We start from the raw sequence: 10792 nt of genomic DNA on the forward strand, positions 1-10792 counted from the left end.
CCACTCAGCCGCGCTCCGACCGGCCGAACCCCACGGACCCAGGAGATGCGGCGGACCTGAGCATTCCGCAGGGTTATCCGAAACCGACCGTAATGTGGGGCGCGCTCAGGCCTCTCGCGCTGGCGCCCCCTCAGCCTTGTACATTGTGCCAACTCGTCGGCACCGAATGGAGCATAGACGAGCCCGCAATTAGGCGGAAACAATTTTCTTCAAACGCTTAATACGTCAAAAAATTAGGCAGTGTAAAGCCTTAAGGTGTGGCGCTCACCTGCCGCCTCAAGGTCGAGCCCAGCGCACGCAGGGCGTCCATCGCTATACGGCGATTCGGGAAAAGCTGTCCGCAGACACGCTAGGCAGCATCCGCCACGACGCGGTTGCGGCCATCGCGCTTTGCGCAATAGAGCGCCTGGTCTGCCCGCTTCAGAATGAGCTCAGGGGTGTCGTCCGGGAATTCCAGCGCAGCAACCCCTACGCTTGCCGTAACCTGCAGCGTCCCGATGCGCTCGCCGGCGTGAAACGGTGCAGCGGCGATGCACTGCCGCAGCCGCTCGCCCACGAGATAAGCCTTGGCAAGATCGGTCTCGGGCATGACCACGACGAACTCCTCGCCGCCGAGACGGCAAGCGAGGTCGATGCCGCGAATATTACGGCGGACGCGCGATGCGAACTCGCGCAGGACAGAATCCCCGGCGTCGTGCCCGTGGCTGTCATTGACGGCCTTGAAATAATCGATGTCGAGCAGGAGGGCGGCTTGCCGCGCTGCGCGGATTCCTCGAACAAGGTCTTGAGGTGGCTCGCCATATAGCGCCGGTTATGCAGCGACGTGAGCGGATCGAGGATCGCCATCTCGACGGTTTCCCCTAGCCGCGTGCGCAGATGGTCGGTGTAGCGCTTGCGCTTGACCTGGGTGCGGACGCGCGCCAGCAGCTCGTTGGGATCCACCGGGCGCACGATATAGTCGTTGACGCCCACATCGAGCCCGCGCAGCAGCCGGCCCTCCTCGCCGGGTTCGACGATGATCATGATCGGCAGATGCCGCGTGCGATCGAGCGAGCGCACCTGCGAGCAGAGCCGCAAGCCGTCGGCGTTTTCCAGGCTGAGGCTGACGATCATGAGATCGAAATGGCCGTCCGGCAGCAGCAGCAGAGCGCGGGCTGGGTCCGCCTCCCGCTCGATATGGTGATCGGCCTTGAGGGTGTCGATGATGCGCTCGGCCGAGCGATCCCGATCTCGACGAGCAGAATGCGGCCGTTTCGCCCAAACTGATCGAGGGGGTCGCCGATACCGCCGGCAAAGCCCATCTGCTCTTCCGTCGAGGCGCGCATGAGCATCTCGTCGGTGAGCATCTTCAGCCGGGCGAGATTCTTCACCCGCGTGATAAGAGCGAGATCGTCGACCGGCTTGGTGAGAAAATCATCGGCGCCGGCCTCCAACCCCTTCACGCGATCCGATGGCTGATCGAGCGCGGTGACCATGATGATTGGAATATGCTGGGTACGTGGATCCGATTTCAGCCGACGGCAGACCTCAAACCCGTCCATGGCGGGCATCATGATGTCGAGCAGCACGACATCCGCGCGTTCCCGCGCGCAGATATGCAGAGCCTCGGGCCCGCTTCGCGCCGTGCGAACCTCGAAGTAATCCGCCGTCAAGCGTGCTTCCAGCAGCTTTACGTTGGCTTCGACATCATCAAAGACAAGGACGGCGCGCCGTCATGAAGCATCTACCGCGCTTCGCCGATGAACTGTTTGACGGTATCGAGAAACATCGTCACGGAGATCGGCTTGGAAATGTACGCTTCGCAGCCGCCCTCGCGGATGCGCTCTTCGTCACCCTTCATGGCGAAGGCGGTCACCGCGATCACGGGGATGGACCGCAACTGATCGTCCTCTTTCAGCCACTTGGTCACCTCGAGTCCCGAGACTTCCGGCAACTGAATATCCATCAGGATGAGATCGGGCCGATGCTCGCGCGCCAGCGACAACGCCTCCATGCCGTTGCGCGTCTGTAGGGTCTCGTAACCGTGCGCCTCGAGCAGATCGTGAAAGAGCTTCATGTTCAGCTCATTGTCCTCGACGATCAGAACGGTCTTTGTCATCGGCCTCGGTCCCGGCGATTCGTTGAAGCTCTGATGATCGACCATATGGACCGGATGCGCCATGGCAGTCGGAGCCGGCCTAATTCTCCAAAACATACGCGTCTCCACCCCACTGTTCCCCGAGCGATTTCACTGTAAACCCGTAACCAAACCCTTTAGAGAGCGGCGGAATCGGGCGGAAAAGCGGAATATATATCGAGGGTGAGAATGCCGATCGACGGCCGATAGGGTTTCGCCGCTTCCACCCGTCAGCGGACAGCCGGTAGGCCCCGCAATGCGCGAGAAGCCCTACTCAGCGGCACGCTTCGGCTTTGAGATATTCGAGCGACGTCAGCGTGCCCTGGATAGAGAAATCGCCGTAATCGATCAGCAGCTTGCGGCTGACGCCATTGGCATAGAGGCGAAAATCGATCTGGTAGCTCGGAGTAAGATCGCCACCCTTTGCCTCGAAATAGCCGATCGACACCGGCCAGGACACGAGCTCGCTCAGCTTCTTGTCCTTCGCTGCGACCTCAAGCTCCGCTTCCGTCCCGGCGGGCACCGCCTTACCGATAAAGGCGGTGGTGTCGTAGACTTTGCGCCCCTTCTCGGAGCCGTCGTAGATCTGCGCCTGCAACACCGTCTTGCCGGCATCGGCGGCTTCCATCAGGGCGAGGCTGTGCTGCGTCGGGAACAGCACCTGACCCGAGAGATCCAACTCGGCGTTGCTCGGCTGACTGATCTTGACCTTCACGGGTGCGGTGGGCGTTTCGCGCACCGCGCGCCCCATGGTCACATCGCCGAGCTTATCGTTTAGATACTGCGCCGACTGAAAGCGGAACTTCCCGCCGTTGCCTTCTTCCCAGGTCGAGGAGCGCAGATCGGTGAGATTGGTCTGACCTTGCGAGTCGGTCATCTGCGTGACCATGCGCATATTGAGCGTATAGCCGCTGCAATCGGAGCCCTTGAACTCGAACACCATGCGCCCATCGATGCCGGTAATGCCGGAAGCCGATCGCGTGTCTCCGAGGCTCATCTCATAGATCGCGCGGTGGGCCGCGAGCTTGATCGGCTCCTTCGGCGCAAAGGCGCGCGCAGGCTGACTGAGGGTGGCGCAAAACAGCACCGTCGCCAAAAGAACCAAAAACCAGCCTCTGCTCACAAACGCCATATCGGCCCGACCCTCTCGAAAAAAGCCCTCACTCGCATCCGGCATGCCGGATGCGATTTTTCGCATCAACCGACGGATTGGACAAGGGGCGCATAGCGACCGCCATGTGCTTGCAGGATCATCGAATTTGCTGGATGGTCGCCTCCTTTCATTGGTCCCCAAGGCTAAAGCGGAGACTCAAATGGCCGGAGAGATTGAAGCGCGGTTGCAAGCTCTCGGCCTCATCCTGCCGGAGGTTCCGGCCCCGGTCGCCAATTACGTGCCCTTTCTTCATCTGAACGGCCAGCTTTTCATTTCGGGCCAACTACCGATGCGGGACGGGCGCGTGGCCGTTGCTGGCAAGCTCGGCGCCGATCTTGAGATCGCCCAAGGCCAAGAGGCGGCGCGTCTTTGCGCGCTCAACATCCTGGCGCAGGCCAAGGCCGCGCTGCGCGACCTCGACCGCATCGTGCAATGCCTCCGCCTCAACAGCTTCGTCAATGCCACACCAGACTTCGTTGATCATCCGAAGGTGATCAACGGCGCATCCGATCTGATTGTCGACGTGCTCGGACAAAAGGGACGCCACACCCGCATCGCCGTCGGCTGCGCGAGTTTGCCGCTTGGCGCCGCCGTCGAGATCGATGCCATCTTCGCCATCGACTAGCGTGGGCTGAGGCCTTCATGCGCGATCTGGGCGAACTCGGCTGGTTGCGGCGCCCGATCGCGCATCGTGGACTGCATGATGCCTCCCGCTTCATTATAGAGAACAGCGCGTCCTCCATCGAAGCTGCGATCGATAAGGGCTATGGCGTCGAGCTCGACCTGCAATGCACGGGCGACAAACGACCGGTTGTCTTCCATGACCTCACTCTCGGCCGGCTGACGGCTCAATCGGGCCCGCTCAGAACACGGACGGCCGAAGCCTTAAGTCGCATTGCCTTGCGCGGCAGCAGCGACCGCATTCTCACCCTGCCGCAGCTCCTCGACCTCGTCGCCGGCCGCATCCCGCTTCTGCTCGAGGCCAAGAGCACGTGGACGGAAGATCGCAGCTTTGCAGCAAGCATTGCTGAAGCGCTCGCGGTCTATCAGGGCCCGGTCGCCGTCATGTCTTTCGACCCCAATGTGGTTGCCGCATTTCGCACCCTCGCCCCCTCGCTGCCGCGCGGGCTCGTGGCGGGTGGGTTCGAGCATCGCCGCTTTTGGTCGCACCGCTCGCCCCTACAGCGCTTTGCCATGCGCCATCTGCTGACCTCGGTCTTCGCCCGACCACACTTCATCGCCTACGATGTGCACGAGTTGCCGGCGCTCGCGCCCTATACGGCACGGAGGATCTTTGGACTTCCTCTCGTCACCTGGACCGTGCGCAGCGAAGAGGACCGCGTCACCGCGGCGCGCTATGCTGACGCCATGATCTTCGAAGGGTTTCAGCCATAAGCCATGGCCAATGTGAAACGGCTCAAGTCCAAGGCAAACACGGCACCCAAGATGGCTGCTGAAGCCCCGCAGAAGGCCTCCGCCGCCCCGCAGGGGGCCGTCATGCGCGTCGTGCCTCGCATCGCCGACGTCGCCGCCGAGGCGTGGGACGCTTGCGCCCGCGGCGAGGCGGACGCTACCGAGGCGGGCAATCCTTTCGCGTCGCATGCCTTCTTGAGGGCGCTGGAAGAAAGCGGCTCCGCCTCGCGCGAGACGGGCTGGCTGCCCAGTCATATTCTCCTGGAGGATGATGCCGGCCGCCTTGCAGGCTGCATGCCTTGCTACCTCAAGTCCCACTCCCGCGGAGAGTATGTTTTCGACCAGGGCTGGGCGGACGCCTATATGCGCGCGGGAGGCCGCTATTACCCCAAGCTGCAAGCCTCGGTGCCGTTTACGCCCGTGACGGGCCGCCGCCTCCTCGTCCGCGAGGGCGCCGATCGGGGCGAGACCGAAACACTCCTGCTCAAGGCAGGCGCGACGCTCGCCGAGAAGCTCGACCTGTCCTCGTTGCACATCACGTTTGTCACCCGCGATGAATGGCAGCTTGCTGGGGCGCTCGGCTTTCTCCAGCGCACCGACCAGCAATTCCACTGGCGGAACGAGGGCTACGAAAGTTTTGAGGCCTTTCTCGCTGCGCTGTCGTCGCGGAAACGCAAGACCATCCGCAAGGAGCGCCGGGAGGCCTTAACGGACGGCATCGAGTTCGAATGGATCACAGGCTCCGATCTCACCGAAGCGCATTGGGATGCATTCTTCGAATTCTACATGGACACAGGCGCGCGCAAATGGGGCACGCCCTATCTCAACCGGCGCTGCTTCAGCCTGCTGGGCGAGACCATGGCGGATCAAGTCCTTCTCGTGATGGCCAAGCGGTCAGGCCGCTACATCGCCGGCGCGCTCAACTTCATCGGGCCCGATACGCTGTATGGCCGCTATTGGGGAGCGATCGAGGAGCATCCCTGCCTGCATTTCGAGACCTGCTACTATCAGGCCATCGACTATGCCATCGCCAATCACCTCGCTTGCGTCGAGGCCGGCGCCCAAGGCGCGCATAAGCTCGCGCGCGGCTATCTACCGGTAGAGACCTATAGCGCGCATTACGTCGCCGCTCCGGGCTTGCGGCGCGCCATCGCCGATTTCCTGCGCCGCGAACGCAGAGCCGTCGCGCAGGAGATCGCGCTCCTCAGCGAGGAGTCGCCGTTCCGTTCCGAAGCGGACGACAGCCGCTCCTAGTCTTCGAGCGTGAACGAGATCTTTGCGTTGATGCGGTAGCTCTTGATCTTCCCGTTCTCGACCGTGGCTTCCATGTTCTTCATGTAGATGGAGCGGCATTGCGCACGCTGGCATTGGCGCGCGAAACCGCCGTCTGCGCCGCCTCTTCCCAACTCTTGTTGGATTCGGCCAAAACTTCGAACACTTTCAGCATGGACATGGCTCTTTCCTTAAGCTGCGCCGGAGGGGCATCTGGCGCGCGACTGCGTTCAACCATGATCTAGGTAGCCTAACACGGCTGTATCGGCCTTGATGCGTCTCAAGGAAGTGGATCACGAGATGAGAGCTAAGCCGATCAAGGATTGACCTTGCTGCCGGGGGGGCCGAAATGGCGGTGGAAAACGGAGCAAGGAACGCCATGCCCTACGATCCAGACAACATCTTCGCCAAGATGCTGCGCGGCGAGATCCCCTGCAACAAGCTCTACGAGGACGACGACACCCTCGTCTTCCTCGACATCATGCCGCGCAGCGACGGACACACGCTCATTATTACCAAGGAGCAGGCCGAGAGCTTATTCGAGGCGAGCCCGGGCGGCCTCGCCAAGCTGATGGCGGTGGTGCAGACGCTCGCGCCCAAAATCCGCGACGCGGTCGGCGCGGACGGTGTGCTCATCGCGCAATTCAATGGCGCGGCGGCGGGACAGACCGTGTTTCACCTCCACGTCCACATCATCCCGCGCAAAGAGGGCGAGCCGCTCAGGCCCGAAGGCGCGCAGAGAGCCGATCAGACCGTGCTCGCCGCCACCGCAGAAAAGATCAGAGCGAAGCTCGCCGGAGATTAAACGGACAAGACGTGCCTAGCGCGAGCCGAGCGGCACTTTCGGCACGGCGCTGAAGCCGACACGGGTCTTGCCGCCGGAGCGGGAGCGCTTGCCCCCTGCCCTTGCCTTCGGCTTGCGCCCGGCCTTGGCCTCCGGCTCGGCCGAGCCGCCACCGTCCGGGTCCTGGGGCTCGTCGTCGTCTTCCGGGTCGCGCGGACGGATCGGTGTGTCGGGCTTGATATACTCGAAACCGAGAATCTTCTCGCCATCCTTCTCCTCGACCAGAACGCGCACCGTGCCGCCATCCCTCAGTGCGCCGAACAGGATCTCCTCGGCGAGCGGCTTCTTGATGTATTCCTGAATGACGCGCGCGAGCGGCCGGGCACCGAACTTCTCGTCGTAGCCGCGGTCGGCCAGCCAGATATTGGCTTCCGGCGTGAGCTCGATCGTGATGTTGCGGTCGCCGAGCTGCGCCTCGAGCTGGAACACGAACTTTTCGACCACTTTGGCGATGACATCGGCCGGCAGCGGCGCGAACGCAATAATCGCATCGAGCCGATTGCGGAACTCGGGTGAGAACATGCGGCTGATCGCTTCCTCGTCGTCGCCTTCGCGCTTCGAGCGGCCGAAGCCGATGGCGGCCTTGGCGAGGTCGGTGGCGCCGGCATTGGTGGTCATGATCAGGATCACGTTCTGGAAGTCCACGCGCTTGCCGTTGTGGTCGGTGAGCTTGCCGTGATCCATGACCTGCAACAGGATGTTGAACAGGTCCGGATGCGCCTTCTCGATTTCATCGAGCAGCAGCACGCAATGCGGATGCTGGTCGACGCCGTCGGTCAGAAGGCCGCCCTGGTCGAAGCCGACATAGCCCGGAGGCGCGCCGATCAGGCGCGACACGGTATGCCGCTCCATATACTCGCTCATATCGAAGCGCAGGAGCTCAACACCCAGCAGCGTTGCAAGCTGGCGTGCGACTTCCGTCTTACCGACGCCGGTCGGACCGGAGAACATGTAGTTGCCGATCGGCTTCTCCGGCTCGCGCAGGCCTGCGTGTGACAGCCTGATGGCCGCGGCTAAGGCCTCGATGGCGCGATCCTGGCCGAACACGACCCGCTTCAGGTCGCGCTCGATATTGCGCAAGACCTCTGTGTCCGTCTTCGACACGGTCTTCGGCGGAATCCGAGCCATGGTGGCAATCGTCGCCTCCACTTCCTTGACGCCGATCGTCTTCCGCCGCTGCCGCTCGGGCACCAGCATCTGCGATGCGCCGCTCTCGTCGATCACGTCGATCGCCTTGTCGGGGAGCTTGCGGTCGTGAATATATTTCGCCGACAGCTCAACCGCCGACTTGATGGCCTGGCTCGTGTAACGGACCTTGTGGAAGTCCTCGAAATAGGGCTTCAGGCCCTTCAAAATCTCAATCGCATCCGGCACCGACGGTTCGTTCACGTCGATTTTCTGGAACCGGCGCACGAGCGCGCGGTCCTTTTCGAAGTGCTGCCGGTATTCCTTATAGGTCGTCGAACCGATGCAACGCAACGTGCCCGACTGCAACGCCGGCTTGAGCAGGTTCGAGGCATCCATGGCGCCGCCCGAGGTCGCACCGGCGCCGATCACGGTGTGAATCTCGTCGATGAACATGATGGCGCCGGGATAGTTCTCGATCTCGCGCATCACGGCCTTGAGCCGTTCCTCGAAATCGCCACGATAGCGCGTGCCCGCAAGCAGCGCCCCCATGTCGAGCTGGAAGATGGTGGCGTCGGTCAGGACTTCCGGCACGTCGCCCATGACGATGCGCCGCGCCAAGCCTTCGGCGATGGCGGTCTTGCCTACGCCCGGGTCGCCCACGAACAGAGGATTATTCTTCTGCCTGCGGCACAGCACCTGGATGGTGCGCTGGATCTCGGGCCCGCGGCCGATCAGCGGATCGATACGGCCGGCGCGGGCTTTCTGGTTGAGGTTGATGCAGTAGATCTCGAGCGCATCGACGCCGCGTTTCTTCTCCTCGCCGCCTTCGATGGTCGCCGCGTCCTCATCCACGCCACGCACCGTGCGCGGCTCGGACATGCCGGAGCGCTTGGCGATGCCGTGGCTGATATAATTGACCGCGTCGAAGCGGGTCATGTGCTGCTCTTGGAGAAAATACGCCGCATGGCTCTCGCGCTCGGCAAAGATCGCAACGAGCACGTTGGCGCCCGTCACCTCCTCGCGGCCCGAAGACTGCACATGCGCGACGGCGCGATGGATGACGCGCTGGAAGCCTGCCGTCGGCTGCGCATCGCCGTGAGAATCGAGCACCAGCCCGGCGAGCTCATTGTCGATATAGCCCGTCAGCTTGTCGCGCAGGAGGTCGAGGTCGACGTCGCACGCGCGCATGACGGCGGCCGCGTCGCGATCGTCGATCAGGGACAGGAGCAGATGCTCGAGAGTCGCGTATTCGTGGCTGCGCTCATTTGCGTATTGCAGAGCGCGCCGCAGAGCCTGCTCTAGACTGGTAGAAAACGAAGCCACTTAATTCCTCACTCTTTCTCCATCGTGCATTGCAGCGGATGCTCGTGCTGCCGTGCGAAGCTCGCCACCTGCGCTACCTTAGTCTCCGCCACCTCGTAAGTGTAGACCCCACAGATCCCGACGCCTTTCTGGTGCACATGCAGCATGATCTGGGTCGCCTCCTCCGGAGGCTTGTTGAAGAAGCGTTCGAGCACGTACACGACAAAATCCATCGGCGTGTAGTCATCGTTGAGGAGCAACACCTTGTAGAGGCTCGGCCGCTTTGTCTTCGGCCGAGTCTTGGTGATGATATGGGTGCCGGTGTCGTCGCCCCGGCGAGGATCGCCGTTCCGCGCCATCGTCAGTCCCTATGTGGCGTCTCGTTGGTCATCTACCAAGACGCTGGCCGCTCTGCACTTCCATCTGAGTCACATTCTAGGCGCATGGGCAACAAGCTGCAAATCCGCGCGACCACTGAGGCATAACAAATCGTCGCGCCGCGTGATTCTAGCATGGGGAGAGTTGCCACCTGGAAAACGGCAAAAAAAAAGACCCGAGGCGAACCCCGGGTCTTTTTCAAACAGATGGAGTGTGACGCGGTGCTTACGCGACCTTCTTGGTCATGGCAGCCTCGACCGGCTTATAAGCATCCTTGGCCAGACCCGCATACATCTCACCAAGCTTTGAGACTTCGGCGAGGTACGTGTCATAGGCCTTCTTGGCGAACTGGGTCTGGATCTCGACCGCCTGCTCGACCGACTTGGCGCCGATCAGCTGCTCGAAAGCGCGGGTCGAATCCTCGAACGCCTTCTTGGAATAGTCGGTGACTTCGGCGGCAATCGCCTGGAAGCCCTTATTCATCTCGCCAAACGAGCGTACGGAGGCGTCGAAGCCGTCCTTGCTGACTTTCTGAAACTCTTCGAACCCTTTGAACATGTGGCCCTCTTCTAAGTAGGTGCTATGCGGATGTAATTGCTGCGAACGCGAAGCGATATATATGCATTGCACAATAATCGGTCAACCTTTTTTTGCAGTGCACAATGAACTTCTGCTGCGATCCTTAACCCTTTGGCAATCGCTGGATTTTAGCCTCAATCCTGCCACGCCAAGGTTCTTCCGATCGATGATAGTGAAGAGCCCAGCGTGGAATTGCGCATGAGGGTGCGCAACAGGGCAGGCTTTAACGGGGAAAGGCGCAAAGCCTTCGAGGGACAGTGGAGTTTCGTCAGCGTTACCGTCGGGGCCGCTTCAGCGGTTCCATGCGTGTTGTTTTCGTGGCCGTGCTTGCCTTCGCCGCTGCCTCCGCTCCCCTGAGCGCGGCAAGCGCTAGGAAGAAGTCGAGCCCGAGCGCGCCATCCATTGCCGCAGCGATCGTGGTCGATATGAATGCGGGCACCGTCCTCTTTTCGAGGGCAGCCGATACGCCTCGCCATCCCGCGTCGCTCACCAAGATCATGACGCTTTATGTCCTCTTTTCGTACTTGCGTGCGGGATCGATGACGCTCGACTCCGAGCTTGTCGTCACCCCGCACGCGGCAAGCCAAGCGCCAACTAAACTGGGCCT

Annotated in this window: 12 protein-coding genes and 1 pseudogene; 5 read left to right on the forward strand and 8 right to left on the reverse strand. The window is 61.9% G+C overall.

Features of this window, described 5'->3' with window-relative positions; all coding sequences use genetic code 11:
* Positions 1–349: 349 nt before the first annotated feature.
* From ACR2J1_RS03005 to ACR2J1_RS03015, 3 genes and pseudogenes are all read right to left on the reverse strand, one after another.
* Positions 350–1667, reverse strand: a pseudogene (locus ACR2J1_RS03005) (PleD family two-component system response regulator).
* A 56-nt stretch (positions 1668–1723) separates the two neighbouring features.
* Complete coding sequence (locus ACR2J1_RS03010) at positions 1724–2098, reverse strand: response regulator (RefSeq protein ID WP_434017880.1); 375 nt, start codon at positions 2096–2098, stop codon at positions 1724–1726.
* Between the two features lie 292 nt (positions 2099–2390).
* Positions 2391–3248 (reverse strand): cell envelope integrity EipB family protein, encoded by an 858-nt coding sequence (locus tag ACR2J1_RS03015; RefSeq protein WP_434017870.1) that lies wholly within the window; start codon positions 3246–3248, stop codon positions 2391–2393.
* A gap of 181 nt (positions 3249–3429) precedes the next feature.
* Between ACR2J1_RS03015 and ACR2J1_RS03020 the strand changes: the two genes are divergently transcribed.
* The 3 genes from ACR2J1_RS03020 to ACR2J1_RS03030 are packed head-to-tail and all read left to right on the forward strand — an operon-like array spanning position 3430 to position 5936.
* Positions 3430–3894 (forward strand): RidA family protein, encoded by a 465-nt coding sequence (locus tag ACR2J1_RS03020; RefSeq protein WP_434017871.1) that lies wholly within the window; start codon positions 3430–3432, stop codon positions 3892–3894.
* A 17-nt stretch (positions 3895–3911) separates the two neighbouring features.
* On the forward strand, positions 3912–4664 hold the full coding sequence (locus ACR2J1_RS03025) for a glycerophosphodiester phosphodiesterase family protein (RefSeq protein ID WP_434017872.1): 753 nt from the start codon (positions 3912–3914) through the stop codon (positions 4662–4664).
* Positions 4665–4715: 51 nt separating this feature from the next.
* Positions 4716–5936, forward strand: coding sequence for a GNAT family N-acetyltransferase (locus ACR2J1_RS03030; protein WP_434017881.1), 1221 nt, complete (start codon positions 4716–4718; stop codon positions 5934–5936).
* Here ACR2J1_RS03030 and ACR2J1_RS03035 read toward each other — a convergent pair.
* The gene (locus ACR2J1_RS03035; protein WP_434017873.1) at positions 5933–6088 is read right to left on the reverse strand and encodes a dodecin domain-containing protein; all 156 of its coding nucleotides are present in this window, start codon (positions 6086–6088) and stop codon (positions 5933–5935) included. The two genes, ACR2J1_RS03030 and ACR2J1_RS03035, sit on opposite strands and share 4 nt — an antisense overlap.
* Complete coding sequence (locus tag ACR2J1_RS03040; RefSeq protein ID WP_434017874.1) at positions 6016–6192, reverse strand: dodecin domain-containing protein; 177 nt, start codon at positions 6190–6192, stop codon at positions 6016–6018. The genes ACR2J1_RS03035 and ACR2J1_RS03040 overlap by 73 nt, the downstream gene beginning before the upstream one ends.
* 141 nt (positions 6193–6333) lie before the next feature.
* Between ACR2J1_RS03040 and ACR2J1_RS03045 the strand changes: the two genes are divergently transcribed.
* On the forward strand, positions 6334–6759 hold the full coding sequence (locus tag ACR2J1_RS03045) for an HIT family protein (RefSeq protein WP_434017875.1): 426 nt from the start codon (positions 6334–6336) through the stop codon (positions 6757–6759).
* 15 nt (positions 6760–6774) lie between these two features.
* Here ACR2J1_RS03045 and clpA read toward each other — a convergent pair whose 3' ends face one another.
* From clpA to ACR2J1_RS03060, 3 genes are all read right to left on the reverse strand, one after another.
* Positions 6775–9249: an ATP-dependent Clp protease ATP-binding subunit ClpA gene (gene clpA, locus ACR2J1_RS03050; RefSeq protein WP_434017876.1), complete on the reverse strand. Its 2475-nt coding sequence runs from the start codon at positions 9247–9249 to the stop codon at positions 6775–6777.
* Between the two features lie 8 nt (positions 9250–9257).
* The gene (gene clpS, locus ACR2J1_RS03055) at positions 9258–9587 is read right to left on the reverse strand and encodes an ATP-dependent Clp protease adapter ClpS (RefSeq protein ID WP_434017877.1); all 330 of its coding nucleotides are present in this window, start codon (positions 9585–9587) and stop codon (positions 9258–9260) included.
* A 244-nt stretch (positions 9588–9831) separates the two neighbouring features.
* Positions 9832–10164: a phasin family protein gene (locus tag ACR2J1_RS03060; RefSeq protein WP_434017878.1), complete on the reverse strand. Its 333-nt coding sequence runs from the start codon at positions 10162–10164 to the stop codon at positions 9832–9834.
* 323 nt (positions 10165–10487) lie between these two features.
* On the opposite strand from ACR2J1_RS03060, the gene ACR2J1_RS03065 reads away from it, so the two are divergent.
* Positions 10488–10792: serine hydrolase (locus ACR2J1_RS03065; RefSeq protein ID WP_434017879.1), on the forward strand; the 305-nt coding region annotated here is incomplete at its 3' end.

Source organism: Methyloceanibacter sp. (assembly GCF_050999895.1).
GTDB lineage: Bacteria > Pseudomonadota > Alphaproteobacteria > Rhizobiales > Methyloligellaceae > Methyloceanibacter.

Bases quoted from the DNA above. Each gene is read 5' to 3' on its own strand.
- ACR2J1_RS03010 (WP_434017880.1), bottom strand. From the start codon at position 2,098: ATGACAAAGACCGTTCTGATCGTCGAGGACAATGAGCTGAACATGAAG.
- ACR2J1_RS03020 (WP_434017871.1), top strand. From the start codon at position 3,430: ATGGCCGGAGAGATTGAAGCGCGGTTGCAAGCTCTCGGCCTCATCCTG.
- ACR2J1_RS03040 (WP_434017874.1), bottom strand. From the start codon at position 6,192: ATGGTTGAACGCAGTCGCGCGCCAGATGCCCCTCCGGCGCAGCTTAAG.
- ACR2J1_RS03025 (WP_434017872.1), top strand. From the start codon at position 3,912: ATGCGCGATCTGGGCGAACTCGGCTGGTTGCGGCGCCCGATCGCGCAT.
- ACR2J1_RS03030 (WP_434017881.1), top strand. From the start codon at position 4,716: ATGGCTGCTGAAGCCCCGCAGAAGGCCTCCGCCGCCCCGCAGGGGGCC.
- ACR2J1_RS03045 (WP_434017875.1), top strand. From the start codon at position 6,334: ATGCCCTACGATCCAGACAACATCTTCGCCAAGATGCTGCGCGGCGAG.
- ACR2J1_RS03060 (WP_434017878.1), bottom strand. From the start codon at position 10,164: ATGTTCAAAGGGTTCGAAGAGTTTCAGAAAGTCAGCAAGGACGGCTTC.
- ACR2J1_RS03015 (WP_434017870.1), bottom strand. From the start codon at position 3,248: ATGGCGTTTGTGAGCAGAGGCTGGTTTTTGGTTCTTTTGGCGACGGTG.
- clpS (WP_434017877.1), bottom strand. From the start codon at position 9,587: ATGGCGCGGAACGGCGATCCTCGCCGGGGCGACGACACCGGCACCCAT.